General features: G+C 62.7%; 25 protein-coding genes. 16 read left to right on the top strand and 9 right to left on the bottom strand.

Annotation, left to right across the window (positions count from 1 at the left end):
* The first annotated feature begins 37 nt into the window (after nt 1–37).
* From RT697_RS05690 to RT697_RS05680, 3 genes are all read left to right on the top strand, one after another.
* Nucleotides 38–508: a YMGG-like glycine zipper-containing protein gene (locus RT697_RS05690; protein ID WP_313697374.1), complete on the top strand. Its 471-nt coding sequence runs from the start codon at nt 38–40 to the stop codon at nt 506–508.
* 68 nt (nt 509–576) lie between these two features.
* Nucleotides 577–1176, top strand: coding sequence for a YSC84-related protein (locus RT697_RS05685; protein ID WP_313697373.1), 600 nt, complete (start codon nt 577–579; stop codon nt 1174–1176).
* Between the two features lie 174 nt (nt 1177–1350).
* A complete protein-coding gene (locus RT697_RS05680; RefSeq protein ID WP_313697372.1) occupies nt 1351–2088 on the top strand; it encodes a hypothetical protein in 738 nt (245 codons plus the stop codon).
* 42 nt (nt 2089–2130) lie between these two features.
* Here RT697_RS05680 and ftrA read toward each other — a convergent pair whose 3' ends face one another.
* Nucleotides 2131–3090: a transcriptional regulator FtrA gene (gene ftrA, locus RT697_RS05675; RefSeq protein ID WP_313697371.1), complete on the bottom strand. Its 960-nt coding sequence runs from the start codon at nt 3088–3090 to the stop codon at nt 2131–2133.
* A 128-nt stretch (nt 3091–3218) separates the two neighbouring features.
* On the opposite strand from ftrA, the gene RT697_RS05670 reads away from it, so the two are divergent.
* From RT697_RS05670 to RT697_RS05660, 3 genes are all read left to right on the top strand, one after another.
* Nucleotides 3219–3662 carry a rhodanese-like domain-containing protein gene (locus tag RT697_RS05670; protein WP_313697370.1) on the top strand — a complete coding sequence of 148 codons (444 nt, stop codon included), beginning with the start codon at nt 3219–3221 and terminating at the stop codon, nt 3660–3662.
* Between the two features lie 86 nt (nt 3663–3748).
* On the top strand, nt 3749–3946 hold the full coding sequence (locus tag RT697_RS05665; RefSeq protein ID WP_313697369.1) for a hypothetical protein: 198 nt from the start codon (nt 3749–3751) through the stop codon (nt 3944–3946).
* Between the two features lie 432 nt (nt 3947–4378).
* Nucleotides 4379–5068: a lysozyme inhibitor LprI family protein gene (locus RT697_RS05660; RefSeq protein WP_313697368.1), complete on the top strand. Its 690-nt coding sequence runs from the start codon at nt 4379–4381 to the stop codon at nt 5066–5068.
* Nucleotides 5069–5147: 79 nt separating this feature from the next.
* On the opposite strand, the gene RT697_RS05655 is transcribed toward RT697_RS05660, so the two are convergent.
* From RT697_RS05655 to RT697_RS05630, 6 genes are all read right to left on the bottom strand, one after another.
* The gene (locus RT697_RS05655) at nt 5148–6560 is read right to left on the bottom strand and encodes a DUF2252 domain-containing protein (RefSeq protein WP_313697367.1); all 1413 of its coding nucleotides are present in this window, start codon (nt 6558–6560) and stop codon (nt 5148–5150) included.
* A 335-nt stretch (nt 6561–6895) separates the two neighbouring features.
* Nucleotides 6896–7372: a hypothetical protein gene (locus RT697_RS05650; protein ID WP_313697366.1), complete on the bottom strand. Its 477-nt coding sequence runs from the start codon at nt 7370–7372 to the stop codon at nt 6896–6898.
* Nucleotides 7373–7558: 186 nt separating this feature from the next.
* On the bottom strand, nt 7559–8320 hold the full coding sequence (locus tag RT697_RS05645; protein ID WP_313697365.1) for a hypothetical protein: 762 nt from the start codon (nt 8318–8320) through the stop codon (nt 7559–7561).
* A 25-nt stretch (nt 8321–8345) separates the two neighbouring features.
* Nucleotides 8346–9827: an alkaline phosphatase D family protein gene (locus RT697_RS05640; RefSeq protein WP_313697364.1), complete on the bottom strand. Its 1482-nt coding sequence runs from the start codon at nt 9825–9827 to the stop codon at nt 8346–8348.
* 9 nt (nt 9828–9836) lie between these two features.
* A complete protein-coding gene (locus RT697_RS05635) occupies nt 9837–10709 on the bottom strand; it encodes a lipase family protein (RefSeq protein WP_313697363.1) in 873 nt (290 codons plus the stop codon).
* A 55-nt stretch (nt 10710–10764) separates the two neighbouring features.
* Nucleotides 10765–11526, bottom strand: a complete 762-nt coding sequence (locus RT697_RS05630; protein WP_313697362.1) for a peptidoglycan-binding domain-containing protein — start codon at nt 11524–11526, stop codon at nt 10765–10767.
* Between the two features lie 305 nt (nt 11527–11831).
* Between RT697_RS05630 and RT697_RS05625 the strand changes: the two genes are divergently transcribed.
* Entirely contained in the window at nt 11832–13061 is a 1230-nt protein-coding gene (locus tag RT697_RS05625) for an MFS transporter (RefSeq protein ID WP_313697361.1), read from the top strand.
* 58 nt (nt 13062–13119) lie between these two features.
* Here the strand turns inward: RT697_RS05625 and RT697_RS05620 are convergent, their stop codons facing one another.
* A complete protein-coding gene (locus RT697_RS05620) occupies nt 13120–13953 on the bottom strand; it encodes a PhzF family phenazine biosynthesis protein (protein ID WP_313697360.1) in 834 nt (277 codons plus the stop codon).
* A 242-nt stretch (nt 13954–14195) separates the two neighbouring features.
* Between RT697_RS05620 and RT697_RS05615 the strand changes: the two genes are divergently transcribed.
* The 5 genes from RT697_RS05615 (at nt 14196) to RT697_RS05595 (ending at nt 17671) form a co-directional block, all read left to right on the top strand.
* Nucleotides 14196–15158 (top strand): tripartite tricarboxylate transporter substrate binding protein, encoded by a 963-nt coding sequence (locus RT697_RS05615; protein ID WP_313697359.1) that lies wholly within the window; start codon nt 14196–14198, stop codon nt 15156–15158.
* Nucleotides 15159–15186: 28 nt separating this feature from the next.
* Nucleotides 15187–15831: a glutathione S-transferase family protein gene (locus RT697_RS05610; protein WP_313697358.1), complete on the top strand. Its 645-nt coding sequence runs from the start codon at nt 15187–15189 to the stop codon at nt 15829–15831.
* Between the two features lie 10 nt (nt 15832–15841).
* Nucleotides 15842–16624 (top strand): aldolase, encoded by a 783-nt coding sequence (locus RT697_RS05605; protein ID WP_105239914.1) that lies wholly within the window; start codon nt 15842–15844, stop codon nt 16622–16624.
* A gap of 78 nt (nt 16625–16702) precedes the next feature.
* Entirely contained in the window at nt 16703–17257 is a 555-nt protein-coding gene (locus tag RT697_RS05600) for a helix-turn-helix domain-containing protein (protein WP_056563890.1), read from the top strand.
* A 48-nt stretch (nt 17258–17305) separates the two neighbouring features.
* Nucleotides 17306–17671: a cupin domain-containing protein gene (locus RT697_RS05595; protein WP_175139299.1), complete on the top strand. Its 366-nt coding sequence runs from the start codon at nt 17306–17308 to the stop codon at nt 17669–17671.
* Nucleotides 17672–17678: 7 nt separating this feature from the next.
* Here RT697_RS05595 and RT697_RS05590 read toward each other — a convergent pair whose 3' ends face one another.
* Complete coding sequence (locus tag RT697_RS05590; protein WP_313697357.1) at nt 17679–18071, bottom strand: hypothetical protein; 393 nt, start codon at nt 18069–18071, stop codon at nt 17679–17681.
* Nucleotides 18072–18308: 237 nt separating this feature from the next.
* On the opposite strand from RT697_RS05590, the gene RT697_RS05585 reads away from it, so the two are divergent.
* The 4 genes from RT697_RS05585 to RT697_RS05570 all read left to right on the top strand — a co-directional run.
* Nucleotides 18309–18989: an STN domain-containing protein gene (locus RT697_RS05585; RefSeq protein ID WP_313697356.1), complete on the top strand. Its 681-nt coding sequence runs from the start codon at nt 18309–18311 to the stop codon at nt 18987–18989.
* A complete protein-coding gene (locus tag RT697_RS05580) occupies nt 18979–19557 on the top strand; it encodes an RNA polymerase sigma factor (RefSeq protein ID WP_313697355.1) in 579 nt (192 codons plus the stop codon). Before RT697_RS05585 ends, RT697_RS05580 begins: the two co-directional genes overlap by 11 nt.
* Before the next feature lie 8 nt (nt 19558–19565).
* On the top strand, nt 19566–20510 hold the full coding sequence (locus RT697_RS05575; RefSeq protein WP_313697354.1) for a DUF4880 domain-containing protein: 945 nt from the start codon (nt 19566–19568) through the stop codon (nt 20508–20510).
* A 120-nt stretch (nt 20511–20630) separates the two neighbouring features.
* The coding region (locus RT697_RS05570) for a filamentous hemagglutinin N-terminal domain-containing protein (protein WP_313697353.1) at nt 20631–21706 on the top strand (1076 nt) is incomplete at its 3' end.

Genomic DNA, 21706 nt, shown 5'->3' with positions numbered 1-21706 from the left:
CCGAGAATCCCGGACCTTGATATTCAGGGAGCTTTTCATGAACAAGTCGATTTTCCCTTATATGGCGATCCTGCTCTCAGGCGTTTGCCTGTCGACGACCGCCCAGACCGTTACGCCGCTCAAAGGTCAGACTCCTGAACTGACCCAGCAGGACATCGCCGCATGCCAGGCGCAGTCGGCCAACACGACGAGCGCGGCGCCCGCCGAGACGCCGTCGGCCGGCGGACGAGCCCGCGGCGCCGCAGCGGGCGCCGCGGCGGGCGCTGTTGTCGCGGGCGCGCGTGGGCGCCAGCACGAAGAGGTGTATGACCGTGTGGATGACGATACCAAGCAGGCGTACCGACAGAACCAGGCGAAGGACGCCGCCGCAGCGGGCATGGTGGTGGGCGGGTCGCGTCAACGCCAGGACCGGCGTCAGGATCGCGCGGACCAGGCGCAGCAGAGTGCGAATACATCGTCGGCCTATGCCGCTTGCATGCAGCAGCGCGGCTATCAGGTCGGGCCTTGAACGCGCAGGGCCTGCCTTTTCATGCGTTACCAAACTTTCCGTGCGACACACCACAAAAGGAGAACGTCATGTTTCACAAGCATTCCGCCGTCTGCCGGACCGGTATGGCCCTCTTAATCATCAGTGCTGCTGGCCTCCTTTTTGGCGGCTGTACCACGACGCCACCGTCCAAACCGTCGGCCGCGCCGAAGACCGATACGCGGGAAGCGTTGGACAGCGCAGCCAATGCAACCTTATCCAAGCTTTACGAAGCCGCACCGTCGTCCAGGGAACTGGTCGCTCGTGCCAGGGGCGTGCTGGTGTTTCCAGATGTGCTCAGCGGAAGTTTCATCGTCGGCGCCGAGCACGGCAAAGGTGTGCTGCGCGTGGGTCAGTCGGCGGTAGGCTACTACCGCACCACGTCCGGGTCGATCGGCTTTCAGGCGGGCGCGCAATCAAAGGCCATGGTCCTGCTGTTCATGACGGATGACGCCTTGAACAAGTTTCGCAACAGCAGCGGCTGGACTGTCGGCGCCGACGCCACGGTGGCGATCGTCAATATCGGCGCCAACGGACGCATCGATACGAACACCGCGAAGCAGCCGATTGTTGGCTTCGTGATGAACAACGGAGGCCTGATGGCCGGCGTCTCGATCGAGGGAACGAAGATCTCGAAATACGAGCCCTGATAGCGGAAGTGGACGGCCCGCGGGGTCACTTTCTGGATGACGGTGGCGCTCGCGGGTCTATGGCTTTTATGGCAGATGCCCTGGCCCGGCAGTCGCGTGAGGTCGCCACCCGCGCCTCGCAGGCCCCTTGCGCTCCGCGTTACTATCGCGAGTCCACCAGCCGCAAGGAAGGGAATGAATCAGCAGCAGCGCACGACCAAACGCCGCCGGATTCCGCGCAAGGCCTGGGCCTTGGGTCTGGCGATCGCCGCAGCCGTGGGGTTTTATGTCTGGAAGGAATCCCCACTGGGTCCAGGCCTGACCGAAAGCAAGATACACAAGATCCTGGTCACCGCCATGGAAACGCCCACCAATGCCCCAGGCAGCGCCTGCGTCAATGTGGTGGGTGTGCGGCCCTTGCCGACCGATGTCTACACGGTCTTCCTGGAAGAACAGGACAAGGTCGTGCAAGGGCTGATCAAACACGGACTCATCACGGTCAAGCGCGTCAGTGCTGACGGAGACGGTTCACCGCCAAAACCGGATGAGGATCCCGACGACGCCACCAGCCACATGGCGCTGACCGAAAAGGGCCGTGCTTACTACACCGATGGCGAGGCCCGCCTCGCTTCCAAACTGGTCTACACCGCGAAATTCTGCGCTCCTGGCCTGCAGGTCGGCAAGATCCTGGACTACTCCAAGCCGGGCAAGAATCCGTTCGACGACAACCCCAACGCGGTGTCGGCGGTGAAATTTGAATGGCGGCTGGATCGCGCCACCGCGGATTGGGCGGCGGACCCCGCGTTTTACCCCCAGATAAGCGGCTTTCCCTCGAAGGATCAGCCCGACGAGTGGCAGACCCGGCACATCATGCTGGAACGGAAAGACGGCGTATGGGGGCTGGGGGATGATCCGTATACGATCCGCTGGTGAGGCAGACGGCTGCCACGACTTGAGCAGGTCTCTTTAAAACACCTACGCGGCGTTGCCGAACTTTTCCCGGTAAGCGGCCGGACTCGTCAGCACGATGCGCCGAAAGTGGCGGCGCATCGACTCCTCCGAGCCGAACCCGGCCAGCTCGGCAATGCGGCCAATCGGCAAAGGCGTTTTGGCTTCGAGCATGTCGCGCGCGGCCGCTACCCGTTCCCGGACCAGCCATTCATACGGCGCCATGCCCGTGGCGTCATGAAACTGCCGTTGCAACGTGCGCGGGCTCATGGCTGCGCGCTCGGCCAGCGAGCGCAAGGTGTGCGGCAACGCGGAATGAAGGCGCATCCAATCCATCAGCTTGGCCAGGCGCCCGCTCTCATCGTGCGGCATGGGGCGCGGCACGAACTGCGCCTGTCCACCCTCGCGATGCGGAGCGACCACGAGTCTTTGCGCGACCCGATTTGCCACGGCGCCTCCGTAGTCGCGTCGCACCAGGTGGAGCAACATGTCCAGACCGGCTGCCGAGCCCGCTGACGTGATGATCCGTCCTTCATCCACATACAGGGCGTCCGGCTCAACGCGCACTTGCGGGTAGCGCTGCTGCAACTTGGCGGCGTATTGCCAGTGGGTGGTCACGGTCTTTCCATCGAGGACACCCGCCGCCGCCAGCACGAACACACCGGAGCAAATCGAGCAAAGCCGTGCGCCACGCTCGTACGCCTTGCGGAGCTTCTTCAGCAAGGGCGCTGGCGGCATTTCGTCGGCATCGCGCCAGCCGGGGACCACGATCGTGTCCGCCTGATCGAGCAGCTTGAGGGTGTAGGGCGCGGCAACCGTGATGCCGCCAGCCGCGCGCAGCGGGCCGGGCTCGCTTGCGCAGACCGCGAAGCGATACCAATCGACGCCGAGCTCCGGACGTTCGAGCGCAAACAGTTCGGTCACGCAGCCGAATTCGAAAGTGCAGAGCCGGTCGTAGGCCAGCGTGACGACGAGATGTTTGTCCATGGCGTGATGTTACCGGTTAATGGCATTTACGCCACTTATCCAGATCGCGATCCGACGTCAGAATGAGGCTCCTGGATCAGTCTTTCCGGGCGAATATCTTCCTCAGGCCTATTGTTCAAGGTTCTCTCATGCCGACCCCCAATCCCGTCACCGCCATCCCCGCCGCCGACAGCGAATCCGCGCTCGCCCACTTTCGCGCGGAACTTCAATTCGAGACCGATTGTTCCGATGTCGCCAGCGCGTTCGCCAGCGGCACACCCGGCTTTGTGCTGCTGGACGTGCGTAGTCCAGCACTGTTCGCACAGGGCCATGTGCCTGGCGCCGTGAATCTGCCGCACGGGAAGCTAGTCGAGTCGAAATTGGCGAGCTATCCCGCGGACACGCTGTTCGTGACGTACTGCGCAGGTCCGCATTGCAATGGCGCGACACGAGGCGCTATCCGGCTGGCTCAACTGGGGCGGCCGGTAAAGGTGATGCGCGGCGGGATCACGGGATGGCTCGACGAGAGCCTGCCGCTTGCGGGAAGCGAAGACGGGCAGGGCGGTGAAGGCCCCGAGCGCAAGGGGCCTTGAAATCCTGATCGCGGTGCGGGGAGCGATCCAATGAATATACTGGTGCGGCTTTTTCTACGAAACCACGTATCGCATTTCGGTATCCCATGAGCGATTCACCCACCTATATCGTCGATCTCGATGTCTCCTTGGAAGACGCGCCCGTTTTCGCCGAGCGCGGCATGCGTTGGATGGAGGCAATGGGCATCGCTGTTCCCTCCTCCGACGCCGAGGTCGCTTGTTCTCCTGTCAGCCACGCGCCTGGCCCCGATATCGCTCGGTGGGCCGAATGGGTAAACGAGTAGGGCACTAACGGGATAGGAGCAATCGTGGGGCGGCGTGTCTACAACGCCGGTCCGCAGGAGGTCGAGGCGCTGCGCTGCCCGTGTTGCTCCGCCGCGCATGATGCCGGCTCCGTCCCGTGGGACGAATTGATTTCCGCCTGGTATGACGGGGAACGAGGCGAGCTTGAGTGCCCAAGCTGTCGACAATCGGACAGTATCAATCAATGGCGATTTTTACCGCTCGCATGGGGATTGGGAAACCTCGCATTTGGATTCGATGGACCGGGCGTAGGCGACGCATTGGCCCTCGAGCTGGGAAAAGTATTGGGCCACAGGATGGCCGTCGTGTTCGATAAGTTCTAGTGGCCCCGGCCAGCGTTCGTATCCTGATTGGTGAACGCAAGATGTGTTCACTTCTGCGCCTCGCAATTTCTCGCTATCATCCACGGCACCATGCTGACCAAAACCCTGCTCCCCGCCGCCTGCGCCGCTGCGCTGTGCGCACTCTCCCTGACCGCTACGGCGGCGCCAGAGGCCTCGCCTTCGTTCGACTGCGCCAAGGCGCGCACGGGCGCCGAAAAGGCCATCTGCGCGAACCCGCAGCTCGCGGCGCTCGATTCGAGCATCGCCAAGCGCTACAACGAAGCGCGCAAATCCCTGGACGCCGTCACGGCCGAGGCGTTGTTGCGCGACCAGCGCGATTTCACCCAGGTGCGCGACGAGGCCTTCGAGAAGCCTTTCGACAAAAACAAGCCGGTCGAGGAAATCGCGACCCGCATGAAACACCGGGACGCGTTCCTCGCCTCCCTGGACTTGGCCGAACGCAAGGGCTTTACCGGCAGATGGCGCAACATCTCCGGCGAGATCACGCTCTGGAAGAAGCCCGACGGCGACATCCTGTACGAAGGTTCGGCCGAAAAGCCGCGCACCGGAAGCTGGTCGTGCAACGCGGAGGCGTCCGGCAAGGCCAAGGGCGAGCGCCTGCAGGTCAAGAGCGTCGACACCAAGGGCTGGGTACTGAACCTGAAACGCCAGGGTGATGCCTTGGTCGTCGAGGAACAGCCGCCCCGCGCGGGGGCATCGAATCCGCCTTACTGCGGCGCGAATGGATCCTTGGCCGGCACGTTCTTCCCGATACGCTGAGCGATAGCTGGAATGCGTACCTGCGGGTAGTGGCGCAAGCGCCATACCCGCACAAGGTCATCGCCAACACGCGGCGCTTTCAGATACGGAAGTCCGCCGCCATGTCTTCGTCGCTACGGGCTTCCAGCTTTCCAGAGCGGCACGCACGAATGAAGGCGGTGTAGTCCGCCTCGTTCTGATCCGCGTAGGCCAATGCGTATTTGTTCAGCGCGTCGGAAAAGGCCTCACCACGCCCGAGATAGGCAGAAATCTCGACGGCCTTCCCGCCGGCCTTGGCGTGGGCTCGCGCCATTGCCCAGCCACAAAAGCGGGAATAGCCCAGCAGCAAGGTATTGCTCATACGCTCGATCTCCGCCGACACCTTCATGTCACGCAACTGCCGGAAATAGAAGTTCCGGCCAGCAGGCCCGGACGTCCAGCCAAGGAAGGCATCACTTGCTCCTTGCAGCAGCCGCTGTCCGACCACCACGCGTTCGCCCTGGTGCTTCTCGCCTGGCGCGGGGTAGTAGTCGGCGATCACCGAATTGCGCGCTTCCTTGACTTGCAGGAACAAGGGTTTCCCATGTCCATCGATGAACAGCATTACCAGGCAGAAGGTGCCTACGCTGCCCACACCGACGACCTTGAAGGCGATGTCGTTCAGCGTGTAGTGCCGGAGCAAGGTGCGTTGGTCCGCAGATAGCGTCTCGGTATAAGCCTCGAATGCCTTGGCCAGCTTGCCTCGCCAGGCATGTGTATCGCTCCAGTTGCTGGTGGGTCCCAGCAACGAGGCGGGGCCGGCCGGATGGAACAACGCGGGCGGGGCATCCTGGATTGTCCAGGCGCCGTCGCGCTGCACGGCCATTTTGCTCAATACGCTTTCGTGGGTGCGGGTGCCGGCCTTTGCAATCGTCTTGTCGATAAGTTTGCGCCCCTCGTCCGTTGCCGCACTGTCCCGCAGCCGTTCGAAGGAAAGCATTTCGTGCCACATTTCGAGGGCGCTGAAGCCGGAGTACTCGCGCATGCGCGCGGCGTATTCGAGGACGGCCGTGTGTATGAAGTCGCTGATCGTGCCTTTTTTAGCGCCGGCATGTTGACCGGCGATTGCCAGGCTCGCCGCAAGACGCTTCACGTCCCATTCCCATGGACCCGTCGCGGCTTCGTCGAAGTCATTCAGATCGAAGACAAGCTGTCGTTCCGGCGTAGCAAAGCCGCCGAAGTTCATCAGATGGGCGTCCCCGCAGATCGGAAAGACGATGCCGGAATCGACGGTCCCCGCAAGGTCGTGCGCCTGGAGTATCGCGCTGCCTCGAAAGAACGTGAACGGCGACACCGCCATGCGCCCATAACGTAATGGAATCAGCGCCTCGACGCGGCCGGCACTATTTTTTTTGAGAAGCTCGATGGGATCACGCGCCGTGTTGCCGATCTGCGCATGTTGAGATCGCTTCGCTCGGCGCCGCGCCTGCCGACCTACCGTTTTCCGCTCCGCCAGCGTCTGTGGTTCAGCCATTTTCGCCCTCTGGTATTTGAGGAAATACTTACGAGTGAAATGCGGACATGCCAACCAGTGTGCATCCAGCAAGAAGAGCAGTGAGCGCTGGCTGCCGATCTGTCAAAGCGGTGCGACGGGATTGCTGGTTCAAAAGGCTACACAAATTCGAGACGAAATCAATGGTGGATTTCTCGAGTCTCGCCAATTGCGACCTAAGTTCTGCCAAAACCATCGGCTCTCCAGCATGGAATGAATGGAAACGAGCATTCGTGCTTACTCCTTGACGTCGTGGGTGTGTCGCCGGCAGTGCCGGCATGAGGGATAAAACCCGGATGCGGATGATCTCGGATCGCTTAGATTCTTGCGCCGCACATGGCGGCGATGATGGCTGCAGCCACGGCTGCGCTGAGCATGAGGCCACCCTGCATGACGCGTCTGGCCGCTTTCGGGCGATATCCGTGTGCGTTGAGCACGCCCCTCAAACCCGCGAATAGATGGCCAAGCACGAAGAAGACGCCAAGTGCGTAATGCGGCACCAGGGGGGATATTCCATGGGTCGTGTATGAGGCCTGTCGGTGCGCCCGTCGCAAACGCCAGTCGGTCGGAATCCCCAGGTAGGTCCTGGCGTACACGAACACGGAGTTCATGTGGCCGAGGATGAAGACCGAAAGGAATACGCCGGACGCAATCTGAAAGGTACGAAACGCATCTTGCCGCGCGTGACTCCAGCGCCAGGCCAGATAAAGACCGCTGACGGCTTGGAATAGAAAGGCAAGCACCAGCAAGGGTTCCAGCAAGCCCGCGCGGTAGACCTTTCGTCCAACGTCCATGACCGCTGCGTGGACATCCTGCCCAAGCCGACCTGCAAGATGGTTGCCCAAATGGAACTGGCGACGCTGCGTGACGACGTCATATCTCACGTGAAGCGCTTTCGGCCCGAAGTATCGGGCGCGGAAGCGCTTTCCGCCCGTTCGCTTCCGCAGCATTCATTGGGCTATCCAGCAGGACGCTCGCACTTATTTGCCGTCGGTGATGTCATAGTCGTGCGGAGTGAAAAAGCGGCCTTTGGGAGGAGTTCGCTGATTGATCTCATAGTAGTTGTACCAATACAGCGCTGTTGCCCAGATTGCCTCGGGGCTGGATGCACGGGTTTCCAGCCCCGGCGTGATATCCATCCCGGCTGCGGCAAACAGCGCTTCCAGCATGCATGCTGACGGAAGTCCAATGCCGTCATGAATGGGATTTGGCGTTCGCGCTACGCCCCAGGCAAAGGCCAGCCAGCGCAGGACGTGCTCAAGTGCGTCGACGTAGCCGCGGCCTCTTTCGAATTGCTCGAGCTGCGCCAGCACGTCTTTTTGAGGGACCGGCAGGGCGATAAGGGCGATATTTTTCCAGACACCAGCATCGTCGAAATCGGCCAGGCGCGATTCCACCACGCCGTTGCGCTCGGTGGCAAACAAGCCTTCGCCAGGCTGTATCAGCGGCACATGAATCACGGTGGATTTTTCCAGCCCCTGCTTGTGCAGCTTAAGCAGCACCGCCGAAGTCCAGTAGGACGGCAACAAGTCAAAGCGCAGGTGCGACTGGGCCGTGCGCAGCCTCCATGAGAGGGTGTCGTTGCCGCCAACCAGAAGAATATAGGACAAGTTCAAAGGTTCCTTGTCTCCGAAATCCGCGAGTGCCCGGGACAGCCAGTCCAGGTTGCCCTGCGCGGCTCGGCGCTTCTGCTTGACGAAGGCGGGGTTCGAAACGGATACCGGTGTGAATTTCATGGCCATGTGTCAATCTCCTAGTGAAGTCCGTTCAGGTATTGAGCAAGCTGTAGAAACCGGTGGAAGCCGAGAGCGAGGGCGGCGAGGTCAGGGGGTGATAGGTGACTTTCATCTTTGCGCCACCGCCGAGTTTGATGAACTCGATGATCGCGATGTGATTGCCCTTCCAGCGAGTCATGCGGTCGCCATCGGGTAAGAACTGCCTGGCCTTGCCGACGGGATGTGTGAAGGCCTTCGGCTCGAAATGGCGAAACCAGGTTTCGTCGGCGCCGAAGAATTTCTTGAACTTGTTCTTGATGCTGGCCCATTGGTCAAGCACGGGAATTTCGCAGAGACTGCTCGGTGAACAGATCACTTCCGTAAGGCAGGTTCTGAACGTGCGCCTGCTGTGGGCCTGGGCGACGCGGTTCCAATGCACGTCTCCCGTCAGGAGCACTACCTGAATCCGGTTCACGGCAAGCTCCTCAAGCACGCCGAGGATCATCGAGTAATGTTCCTCGTAGTTCGCAAGCTCTGCGTCCTTTAGTTTGGGAAACCGCGACGGCTCGCTCAGCAAGCTCTGGCCCGTGGCGAGGACGCCTATATGCGGAGTGCCATTGCGTTGATGAGCGATTAACTTGTCTTTCCAGTCCACCAGCGCCTGGTTCGCCGCTGCCGGCATCAGCCCGACCGGACTGCCAAAGTCAAGCAGACGATGGCTGCGGGTGTCGATAAATAGCAGACACAGTGGGTCAATATCCAACGTCGTCCAGGCTTGCTGTGCGCCCGGCTTTCCGCCTAGCTGGTAATCCTGGAAAAGCTCCCCTGCGGCGTCGTCCCAATCGTTCCACCCTGTGGCCGTCGGCTTATGCTGAGTTCCTCTTTTCCAGAATTGCTCCCAGGGATAGTTGTTCCAGTATTCATGATCGTCTGGAAGGCAGATGGCAGGTGCTTTGGCCAAGGCCTTCTGCAAACCGCTTTGACCCGTCCACCGGGAGAGCCAGTTTCGCCGGTACTTGATGGAGATTTCGCCACGCAGGGCATCGGGCGCCGATGGCATCGTCTGTGCCGGCGGCTGGTCGAGATAGACCTGGTCGCCAGCGAACAGAGCGATATCGGGTTTGATTTTCAACCGGTCTACGAAGTCGCCCACGTCGGTCTTGTCGGTGCTGACGCAATAACACGATGCCAGCAAGATCTTGAATGAATCCCGTGGCTCCGATGAAACCTTCGCCGGCAGGGATTTAACCCGGATTTCAAACGGGGTGGCCGTCCCGCCTGCGGCCACGGTAATGTAATGCTCTTGATTGTGGTTCGCCGCAGCGAACGTGTAGACGCCTTGATAATTGCGAGGCGCCCCGGCCAGGTTCGTGTCATCCCGAATGGGAAACAACCCCTCGGAATCTATCGGTCGCCAGTCTTTTCCACCAAGGCTGAAGGTGATATCTGGAACCGTTGCTACGTCGAACAGGCCAACCCAAAGCCTGATTTTTCCTTGGTCGGCAATCAACGGACGAGCCATCAGGTAAGACATCGTGTCTTCCTAGCGCCAAAAGGCGCGGATGTAGTTGATGGGAGCATGGTCAGCGAGTTCACGGAAAGGAACGCTTCTTGCAGGATCTTTCAGCCAGAGCGATGAGTAGGCCCTGCGGCCGGCACGACGATCAAGCCGCAGTTCTGAATAACTTGGGCTATCAAGGATCTGGCCCTGGTGATCGATATGCAGCGCCTCGCCTGCGTGGTGGTAGCCCATGTAAGGCGGAGGCACCGTCGGCACAACGTCGCAACAGTCGACTACCCGAATCATCCGCAGCTTTGCGCGTGACTCGAGGGCGTAAACGAAGTCGTCATCTCCCACACGTGGGCAGCCGAAGGTGATCAGCGCATCGGCATTGAAGGGAATGGCAAGGAGAGTGGCGATTGCGCCACCCAGACTATGGCCGCATATCAGCAAACGCTTGCGTCGGGTCGCGACGTCTCGCAGCCAGGTGCTGGTCTGCTGGAGCAACCCGGCCGCGCTATCTCGAAATCCCTTATGAACGCTGCCCGCCTCTCCGGCCGTTGGCCAGTGTGTGGACATAACCTGGATATTCGTCAGGAAGTCCTCAACGTGGTCGGCCTGGGTGCCGCGAAAAGCCAAGATGCAGAACCCATCTTCGTTAATGGTCGCGTAGCCGTAGGCATCCTCTGTCGTATTCACCAGGAGAGTGGGCGATGCAAAACCGCCGTTGTCCAGCGCTCTTTCCAAACGTGCAAATTGGTCCCGGGCGGGCTCCTCGGCGCGCACGTACGCCAGGCGCGATAACTCGGCGGCCAACGCCACCTCGCTGGGCCACTTGGCGCTTTGCAAGACGGTACCGCTCAGCTCCGGGTGGTACAGCGCAGTATTGCGTGCGCTGTAAGCGATCTTCAGCATCGTCGGTTTCCTGCACGTAAGTCTTCTCGGCGGTCGATCTATGAGTTAGGTAGCCTCAGAATAGGATCGGCACACGTGCATTGAGCGCATCTAAGTCCTTGCAGAAGTACTGATCGGCAAGATATTTTTCGTCATAGGATCGCACGTCGTAATGAACCCATGTCGGAGCTATGTTGTCTGGTTCCAGGGACTTTCGATTCCTGGCTGTCCATCCGATTTGGGCATTCGACAGTTCCACCAGCCTTCCTCGAATTTCTCGACACTTTGAGGCGTCATCTTGCTTGGTTTCACCGCGCTTAAGCGCGACATCGAGATCAACCGCCTTACCGCAGTGATTTGTCGTGTTGCGACGATGTTTTTGATTGTCGACAGAACAGCGATAGCCGGAACTGAAGCTGAATCGATGCTCCGGCATGTAGAAATAAGCGGCTCGCACGGCCCAAAGAAGCATGCGGTGAATTCCTGGATATTCGTAAAGGTGGAAGGCCTCGGTCTTTTGATTGCCCAGGTACTTTCCCCTGAACTTGCCCTGTCCGAATCCATCGCACTTGCCGCAGGAGCACTTCAATTGGGAAAAGTCGAATGGGAACTTATCCGCGAACACATCAATGGCTTTGAAAGTCGAGCTGTCCGCGATGCCGCTGGCAGCTCCCTTGCCCATCACGTCGATTTGGAATTTGGTGACTTGCAATTCGGTGCCAGGCCCAAATTCGCCGTCTGGCAGAGTCCCACGAAACCCCGCCAGACGTATTTGCAGCTCCTCGACATCAGCGCCTTGCATGCCCTTCGATAGAAGCCTCGTGCCATAGTCGCTCATCGTAGTCTCCACACTGTTCACTAGAGGCTTCTTAACGATGTTCTGAAGGCCTCCTGTCAGTTCCGCGAATTGATGCGGCACGGCCAATACACTCGGGATCCTAAATCGTGGCATAAGGACACGCATACTTCATATGGAGTATGGAAGCAGTTTGCCGGCAAGCGGTTCCGGGCGGTTTTAGCGCCTTCAAACCAAAGGCAGGCCCAATACCGTTCCCATGGATGAATCAGGCGCCGCACAGTAGGTATCATTTCGCCTGGCCTTAACGAGGGATCACCCTCGTCACCATCTTGGGTTCCGCCGCCATGAAGATCACCTCGACCGCGTGGGTCGTGCCTGTAGTAGCCATTTTCACGCTACAGACTGTCTCCGCGTTTCTTTCACGCCTCATCCCGATCGTTGCTACTGCGATGTCCGAAGAGTTCGGATGGAGCGGGAGTTCCATCGGCTACCTGACTGCGAGCAACGCTTTGGGCGGCTTGATGATTCTCGTGGTTGGCTCGTCCATGCTTCGGCAAATTGGCGGAACGCGCAGCTTGCAGCTTGCGCTGGTCGTGGGAACGGCAAGCATGGGGCTTTTCTATTATCCGAGCATGGCCGTGGCCCTGGTGGCTTGCTTTGCCATGGGTATGAGCAACGGGGCCGCGAACCCGGCGGGAAGTGAGGTGCTGCAGAGATTCTCGCCGCCGGAGATGCGCAATCTCATGTTCTCGGTCAAGCAGGCGGGTGTGCCACTCGGAGGAATGATCGCGGGGCTGTGTATTCCCGTAGTGATCGCCCTTGTCGGTTGGCGGCTGGCCCTCATTGTGTGTGCGGTGATTGTGTTGGTGCCAACCGCGCTGACCTGGCGATTGAGCGAGATACTGGATGTGAGGGGTTCGGCGAAGCGGCGGCGGACATCCATCGTGCCTACGCTGCACTCGTTACGCATGCTCAGCGTGCCGTTGGCGTCGCTAGGAAATAATGCCGGCTTGTTGAAGATGTCGATTGTGGGCAGCCTGTTTGCCGTATCCCAAAGCTGCTGGTTCGCATTCACCGTGGTTTACCTGGTGGACAGGCTGGGATTTTCCTTGAGCTTGGCGGGTGCGATATTTGCCGTGATGCAGGTAGGAGGGGTAGTCGGCAGAATTGCGTTGGGTTGGCTGTCGGACCGCTTAGGTTCGGCCACTGGAAGTTTGTCGATTGCTGCCCTGTTCTCTGCAGGCACGACGATCCTCTTGGGATTTACCACCCCGCAATGGCCGCTGTGGTCTCTCATGGTTCTAGCCCTTGTCGCTGGCTGTTCCGCGGCAAGTTGGAACGGTGTGCAAATTGCGGAGGTCGCCCGGCGCTCGCCTGCCCACCAAATCTCGGAAACTGCTGCAGGCGCCTCGATATTGGTCAGTTTGGTGAATATCGTGGCGCCGGCTGCTTTCGCGGCGACGGTGGCGATTAGCGGCAGGTACGATATCGCGTTCCTTTGCGCCGGCGCATGCTCGTTGTTGGTGCTGTTTTTCTTGCCCCGGGATGGGCGTGTTTCCCCCGAGCCTTCTTGAACATCGTGATGAACGCGGTGGCGGATTCTCACCGCCCCGCGCCAGTCAGCCCGCGCGTCTAGCCGATTACAGATGACTTGCCGCGCACATTCACCGGGGATCCCAATTCGCTCGTAAATTCCACTTCAATTCGGCAGGGCATGCCCATGTCTTCGCCTTGCAGGATGACGATTTCGCCATGCGCTTTCCGGCCCAGGTCGCGCAGCATTCCGGCAAAGGCCGCGGCGGCCGCGCCGGTTGCGGGGTCCTCCAGGACGCCGCCAATGGCAAACGCGTTGCGCGCGTGGAAGACGGTATCGCTCTCGCTGAACACGAACGCGATGGTTCCGATGCGATGGGCTTGCATGAAGCGCCGTCCTTGGTCGAGGTCGTAGTTCATGCGCGCCAGCGCGGCGCGTGAAACGAGCGGGACAATCAAGTGGTCGATCCCCGCGTTGGCCATGCTGGGCGCGAGCGTGGGATCCAGGTCGTTCGGTGAGTAGCCGAAGAGTTCGAGCGCCTCGGTTAATAGCCCGGGGTTGGCGTGTGCGCTGTGGGTCGGCGGCGAGCGCAGCACGCTTACCCATTCGCCATCCTGGATTTCAGCCGAGACTTCGATATGGGCGTTCGCCAGGGCCAGGGGATACCGGGCCGGCCCCAAGGTTTGCCCCAGCACCGCGCCTAGCGCGATGGTCGCATGCCCGCAAAACGCGACTTCGGCTTCAGGTGAGTAGTACCGGGTGCGCCACGAGCCATCGCCGTTCGGACAAGAGAAGACCGTTTCCGAATAGCCGACCTCGGCTGCCACCCTTTGCATTTCCTCGGGCGAAGGGAGTTGATCCGCAAGAACGACGCCGGCGGGATTTCCGCCTTGACCCTGGCTGGTGAATGCAGCGATCCGGTGAATGTGCATGAGGAGTTCTCTTTTGTCCTGATGTGGCGATTGCGTATAGGGGTTAAGAATAAGGCAATGCGCCGCGTGCAGGCGCCAGGCGAGCAGGTGGACAGGCCGCCAAGCACGATGATGGTGGACTTCACCAATGCCTATTCCTGCTGCTCAAGGATTTCCCTAATCAAATTCCCCTTGCGGAAAATCAATGCTCTATAGGACACTTTGTGTCATAGCGCCGCGACGGCGCGCACAAGGGGAATGGCATGAAGGTCTTGAGCTTGGTGGCCGCGGTGGCAATAACAGCAGCTACGTCAGGAGGCGCGCAGGCGGCATATCCTGACCGGCCGATCCGGTTGGTGGTGCCGTTTGGCGCCGGCGGCATCACGGATATCGTCGCCCGGCAGGTGGGCAAGGGAATGGGTGACGTGCTGGGGCAGGGCATCGTGATCGAGAACCGGCCCGGCGCGGGCGGCGTGATCGCGGCGCAGGTGGCGGCCACGGCGCCGGCCGATGGGTACACGATCTTCATGGGGACGGTAGGCACGCAGGTTGTGAACCCGCTGATCTACGCCAAGCTCAGCTACGACGCGGACAAGTTTGCGCCGGTGGGCATGGTGTCCGGTTCTCCGTATCTGCTGGCCGTGCGGGCGGGCGTGCCCGCGGCGTCATTCGCCGAGTTCGTCAAATATGCCAAGGCCAATCCGGCCAAGCTGAACTTCGGTTCGGCGGGCAACGCCAGTTCGCCGCATCTGGGGTTGGAACTGCTGAAGCTGACTGCTGGCGTTGACATCGTGCACGTGCCGTTCAAGAGCGGCAGCGAGGCCGTGAATGCGGCGATCGGCGAGCAGGTGGATGTGGTGATGGACGCCAGTCCGGTCATCATGCCGCATGTGACGTCGGGCAAATTGCGCGCGCTGGCGGTCGCGTCCGACAAGCGATTGCCGTCCGCGCCGGCCGTGCCGGCCAGCACCGAGGCGGGCGATGCGGGCCTGCAGATCAGTTCGTGGAATGCCTTCTTTGCGCCGGCGGGCACGCCGCCCGAGGTCATGGCCGCGTTGAATGCGGCGCTGCAAAAGACCCTCGCGTCGCCCGAGCTGAAGGAAAAGCTGGCCGCGCAGGGCACGCAGCTCTACACGGGCACGCCCGACGAGTACCAGCGCTTCATCGGCGGTGAAAAGGCCAAGTGGGCCGAGATCGTGAAGCGCGCCAACATCAAAATGGATTAGCAAACGCGCACATGACAAGGAGCCACGCATGAACACTCAGGTGACTCACCCGCTGGCGGGCAAGCCGCTGGAACTGGCGGATACGCTGCGATCGGGCAACGCCTGGAAGATCCGGCTGGCCTGCGGGCTGATGGGCCTGCCGGTCAAGCGGCGCACGTTCGACATCGTCCAGGGTGACCTGGAGACCGATGCCTTCGCGAGCATCAATCCTTGGCGGCAGGTGCCCGCGTTGTTGACGCCGGAGGGGCAATGGCTGGCGGAGTCGCAGGCCATTCTCTGGTATCTGGGCAAGGGGACGTCCTGGCTTCCCGAAGACCGGCTGGCGCAGGCGCAGGTGTCGAGCTGGCTGAGCTTCGAGCAGACCCAGCACATGCACGCCTTCGCGCAGCCGCGCCTCTTGATCCACCTGCGCCAGACGGCAAAAGCAGACGATCCGGAGATGGTGGCGTGGCGCGCCACTGGCATGAAGGCCGCCGCGCTGATGGACGCTCACCTGGCGGGCCGCGACTACCTGGTGGGCGCGGTTCCGACCATCGCGGATATCGCGCTGTACCCTTACACGAGCATGGCGGACGAGGGCGGTTATGACCTGTCCGGCTTTGCGCACATCACTGCCTGGCTGGCGCGCATGCGCGGCCTGCCGGGATTTACGCCGTTGATCGAAACGGCATGACGGAGACATGATGGCCGATACGATGCACTTGGGAAAAGACGAACTGATCGCGCGCGCGCAGGCGGAAATGCAGCGCCAGTTCGAGACCCCGCAATGGACGTTGCGCGAGCGGCTGGCGTTGACCTGCCGCATCCTGTTCGACGGCGGGCATGATTCGGGCCTGGCGGGCCAGATCACCGCGCGCGCGCCCGAACCCAACCGATACTTCACGCAGCGGCTGGGCCTGGGCTTTGACGAGATCACGGCAAGCAATCTGCTGCTGGTCGACGAGGACCTGGTGGTGCAGGAAGGCGGCGGCATGCCCAATCCGGCGAACCGCTTCCATTCCTGGATCTACCGCGCGCGGCCGGACGTGAATTGCATCATCCACACGCACCCGCTGCACGTGGCGTCGCTGTCGATGCTGGAGGTTCCGCTGGAGGTCTCGCACATGGACAACTGTCCGCTTTACGGCGACGTGGCGTTCCTGAAGGACTGGCCCGGCGTGCCGGTGGGCAACGAGGAAGGCGTGATCATTTCCAAGGCGCTGGGCGACAAGCGCGCCATCCTGCTGTCGCATCACGGCATGCTGATCGCGGCCGGAACGGTGGAAGAGGCCTGCGTGCTGGCGCTGCAGTTCGAGCGCGCGGCGCGCATGCAGTTGCTGGCCATGGCCGCCGGCAAGATCCAGCCGATTCCGCCCGAACTGGGGCACGAGGCCCACGACTGGATCCTGACGCCGAAGCGGTCGCAGGTGGGGTTTTCGTACTACGCGCGCCGGGCGTTGCGGACGCACGCCGATGTCCTGAGCTGACGCGGGCGGGGCGGGGACGCTCGACGGCGACGCCCTTTTGGGGCATTCTTGCCGGTTGTATTTGCGCCTTTCCGCCCCATGATCGACCTGCCGCACCGCCTTCGCACCTTGCGCCGCCAGCAAAGCTTGTCCCTGGAACAGCTTGCGCAGCGCACGGGATTGACCAAGAGCTACCTCTCGAAGCTGGAGCGGGGCTTGAGCGAGCCCTCGATCTCGACGGTGCTGCGCCTGGCCGAAGCCTATGGCGTGGGCGTGTCGCAATTGGTCGGCGCGGACGACGCGGCGCAGGATGAAGTGGTCAGCGTGGTCCGGGTTGCCGACCGCGAGGCCCTGCAGCGCCGCGGGCTGGGCAGCGAATATCATTACGAGTCGCTGGCCGGGCGGCGCAAGGTCAAGGCGATGGAACCTTTCGTGGTCCATCCCCCGCGCGAGTTTCCGGACGCCGCGGCCGTGTTCCCCCACCCGGGCGAGGAATTCCTGCTGGTGCTCAAGGGCGCCATCGAGGTCCACGTGGGCGAACGCCAGTTCCGCCTGGAAACCGGCGACTCCGTTTATTTCGACTCCGAATTGCCGCACCGCATGCGCACTGTCAGCCGGGCGATGGCCGAAGTGCTGGTGGTGGCGGCGCACTGAGTGCGCGGCCGGCGCATCGATACGCTAAAGAAAGACACAGGAACCACCATGAAGAACGATCAATCGCGGCTCGTCCGCATCGATGCCGGCCCGATGAAGAATCCGGTGCCTGGCAAGCCGCGCCGCCCGATTTCCGGCGATGCGGCCTTTCGCACCGTGACCGCCTTTGAAGGCAATGCGGGCAAGGCCGAAGCCGGCGTGTGGGAAAGCACGGCGGGATCCTTCCAGTCCAACACCACCGGCTACATCGAATTTGGCTACATCGTCGAAGGCGCGGCGCGCCTCGTGGACCCGGACGGCACGGTGCATGAGCTGACGGTTGGCGAGGCCTTCGTCATGCCCGAAGGCTATACGGGCCGCTGGGAAGTGGACCAGTTCGTCAAGAAGATCTACTTCATCACCCGCATGGCCTGAAGCCAGATCAGGGGGCCGGGCGCTGCGGATAGGCCGATGTGCCGAACGTATTGCCCATGCGGTTGCCGATGGTGGCCGGCGTGGACAGGCCCATCTGATTTGGCGGTCCCTGCGTGATCGCTTCGGACCCCAGCACGGCGGGCGGCTTGGGCGCGGTTGTGGGCGCCATCTTCTGGTTCAGGCAGTCATAGGACAAGGCCCGGTAGCCATTCACTTCGGTCTCGATGCACGCGCCGCTCGGCGCAGCGGGTTTGCCGGCCGAAGCCGCCGAAGCCGCCGAAGAAGCATCGGTTCCATTGCCGCCTTCGGCCTTCGCCTGCGCCGCCGCCTGCGGCATCCACGCCATCGCCGCCAGGCACAGCAGGCCCGCACGCCCCGCGTAGAAACACATCTTGCGCATACGCATTCCTTGAGGTTTTTCCGCCGCAGCGCTACCGGGTGATTCGTGCAGCGGCGCGATCCCGCCAGTATAGGGACGCCCGAAATCGCGCAGGTGACGATTGCGTGGCGACGGCGAACGGCGTTCGTCCGGCGTGTCACGAATGCGTCATTCGGCGGCTCTAGCATTGCGGCTTTTGTCGGGGCTGCCGCCCATTACCACTGCCATGCCAGGCGCTTTCCACATGCGTGCGCGTTCATGACTGCCGCCTTCCAGCGCCTTGGCGTAGCGGTGCGCGCCTGTCTGGCGCTAGGGCTGTGCGCCCTGGCGGCGCCCGGCAGAACCGAACCGCCGCCGCGGCCTGTTGCCTTCGCGATTGCCGCGCAACCGCTGGCGCAGGCGCTGGCCGAGTACAGCCTTGCCAGCGGCATGACCGTGCTGGTCGATAGCGTGCTGACGGAGGGGCGGCAGGCGCCCGCGGTGGTGGGAAACTACGCGCCGGACGTCGCGTTGCGCAAGCTGCTGGAAGGATCGTCGCTTGCCATCCGCTATGCGAGCGCGCAGTCGTTCACGTTGGTAGCCGAGCCGGTTGCATCCGGCGCCCGGCATGCGCAACAGGGGCGTCGTCTGCGGGACACGCAATACGCGGCGGTGCTTCAAGGCGCGGTCAAGCGGGCGCTGTGCGCCGCAGATGCGACGGCCCCGGGGCATTACCGTGCGCTGATGCAGCTATGGTTCGACAAGGCGTGGCGGGTCAGCCGCGTGAGCTGGGTGGCGTCGACAGGATCCCCGCGCTTGGATGGACAACTGGAGGCGGCGCTGCGCGGTGTGGCCGTCGGACCGCTGCCGGCAGGCATGCCGCAGCCGGTCACGGTGCTGCTCGAGCCCAAAGGCGTCGGCGACTGTGCAGGCCTGCCGGGAGCCAGCCGTGCACGATAGCAAGCCGGACGGGTCGCTGCTGTCTCTCTTTCTTGAGCGCTACAACGACTTTCGCAGCCAGCTCAGACGCCGGCTGGGATCGGATGACCTGGCGCACGACGCCATGCAGGAAGCCTATCTGAAGGTAAGCGATCTGCCCGCAAGCGGCTCGATCCAGCAGCCGGCGGCCTATCTGTTCCGCGTGGCCCTGAACATTGCCGAAGACCAGCGGCGCCGGGATTCCCGTCTGCTGACGGGGGTGGAAATCAGCGAACTCATCAATATGACGGACGAGGCGGCCGACCCCGCGCGCATCGCGCAGGGGCGCAGCCAGATCGATGCGTTCCGGCGCGCCTTGCGCGGCTTGCCCGAACGCACGCAGCAAATGCTGCTGGCGGCGCGTGTGCAGGAATTGCCGCATGCGGAGATCGCGCGGCGCTATGGGGTGTCCGAACGCATCGTGTCCAAGGAACTCAAGCGGGCGCTGGAACATTGCGCACGGGTGCTGGAATCCCCGGATAGCGCCAAGCTCTCCCAAGACCGGTCCCGCCGGCATGCACCGAATCAGGACGAAGGACCATGGCGCTGACGATGATCATGCCCGCAAAACACAATGACAAAGCCGCAGAGGCGCGCGCGTGGTTGCTGACGCTGACCTCGGGCAGGGCAACCGAGGCCGACGCCGATGCCTTTCGCGCCTGGCTGCGCGCCAGCCCCGAGCATGAGGCGGCGTTCGCCGACCAGAAGCGCGTGTGGCAAGGCGTGGGCGCCGCGGTGCAAGAGGAGCTGGCGGCGGGCGCGCAGGCGCGCCGCGCGAAGGCCGCGCGCCATGGCCGGCGCGCATTCCTGGGCGGGGCGCTGGCGGCGTCGGCGGCCTATCTGGCGTTTCGTCCGCCGCTGGGCCTGTGGCCGGCGCTGGACGACCTGGGTGCTGACTACCGGACGGCGGCTGGGGAACAGCGGCGGCTGGCCCTGGGCGATGCGCTGGAAGTGGAGATGAACACGCAGACACGCATCAATGTCGCGGCCACGGCGGACGGAATGCCCGTCGTTGAACTGGCCGACGGCGAGGCCGAGATCCGCCTGGGACCCAAGGATGCCGAAGTGGTGGCGGGCAAGGGCCGGATCACTGGGCGCGACGCCGTGTTCAACCTGCGCTACATCGGAGGCGAGGCGCGGCTGTGCTGCCTGTCGGGCACGGCGCGGCTGGTGCATGCGCAAGGCGTCTTCGATGTCGGGCCTGACCGTGAACTGCGCTATGACGACGTGCGGGTGCAGCCGCCGGTCAAGGTGGACCCGAACCTCGTGACGGCCTGGCGCCAAGGGTGGCTGGTCTTTGATCAGCAGCCGCTGGCGCAGGTGGTCGACGAACTGAACCGCTACCGGCGCGGACGGCTGGTGCTGATGAATGAACAGCTCGGCAAGCGGCTGGTGCAGGCGCGCTTTTCCCTGGCGCAGGTGGCCGATGCCGAGCGCCTGATCGGCGATGCCTACGGGGCGCGCGTCACCCATCTGCCCGCGGGTGTCGTGCTGCTGTCGTGAACGAAAAACCTCCAGCTGTTTTCATGAATTATTTGTGACAGCGTTCTGGTCGGCATTTTTCCAACCGTCTGTCTTGTTCCAGGTGACGAGCACCCGAGATTGGAACAAGGAAAGGCGATCATGCAGGCACGGATGTCGGAGACGGGCGGAAATGGGAACATGGCGCGCAAGGCGCGGCGCGGGCGCATGAACTGGCGGCCGACGCCGCTGTCGCAGGCCGTGACCGCCCTGCTGATCGCCGGCAGTGCGGCGAGCGCCGCGCAGGCGCAGACGCGGGCCTTCAGTCCGGGCTGGTTCTCGGACAAGAACGCGGTGCAGTCCACCGCCCAGCGCACCGGACGCCTGCCGGACGGCAACGCGGCTGGCATCGGCGCCATCGCGCGCCAGCAGCAGCAGGCACGCCAGGCGTTGCAGAAATCCCTGGATAACCTGAACCGCAGCGCGGCGGCAGTGGCGGCGCAGCAGGCCGCGCAGGCGGCGGCGCGCGCGGCGGCCGCTGCGGGCAATGGCGGCGGCGTGCCGGAGGGGCTAGTCGAAGGCGGCCTCTGGGCGGCAAACGGCGACCTGGCGAAATGGGAAGGCGCGAAAGCCGCCACGCAGGCGGTTCAGGATGGCCGTCAGGTCGTCTCCATCGAACAGACGCAATCGCGTGCAATCCTGAACTGGGATACGTTCAACGTCGGCCGCAACACCACGGTGCAGTTCAAGCAGGGCGCGGACGACGCCGTGCTGAACCGCGTGGTGGGTGCGTCGGCCAAGCCCAGCCAGATCCACGGCGCGATCAAGGCGGATGGGACCGTGCTGGTGGTGAACCAGAACGGCGTGGTCTTCACCGGCACCAGCCAGGTCAATGTGCGCAACCTGGTGGCGGCGGCGGCCGACATCGGCGACCAGCAGTTCCTCGACAAGGGGCTGTATGCGGACAACGGCGAGGCGCCCACGTTCAAGGACGCGCTGGGCCGCATCGACGTGCAGCCGGGCGCCGTGATCCAGACCGCGCCGACAAAGACGTCCACGGCGGGCGGCGGGTATGTGCTGCTGCTGGGCAAGGAAACCACCAACGCGGGCACGATCGACACGCCGGGCGGGCAAGCGCTGCTGGCAGCCGGCGACAGCTTCGTGATCAAGCGCGGGCAAGGCACGTCCGGCAATCTGGCGTCCACGACCAAGGGCAACGAGGTAACGCCCGCGGGTAC

The organism is Achromobacter sp. (assembly GCF_032113835.1).
GTDB lineage: Bacteria > Pseudomonadota > Gammaproteobacteria > Burkholderiales > Burkholderiaceae_B > Achromobacter.
Note: the sequence above shows the minus strand (reverse complement) of the source record. Positions and strands in the feature narration are given on the sequence as shown.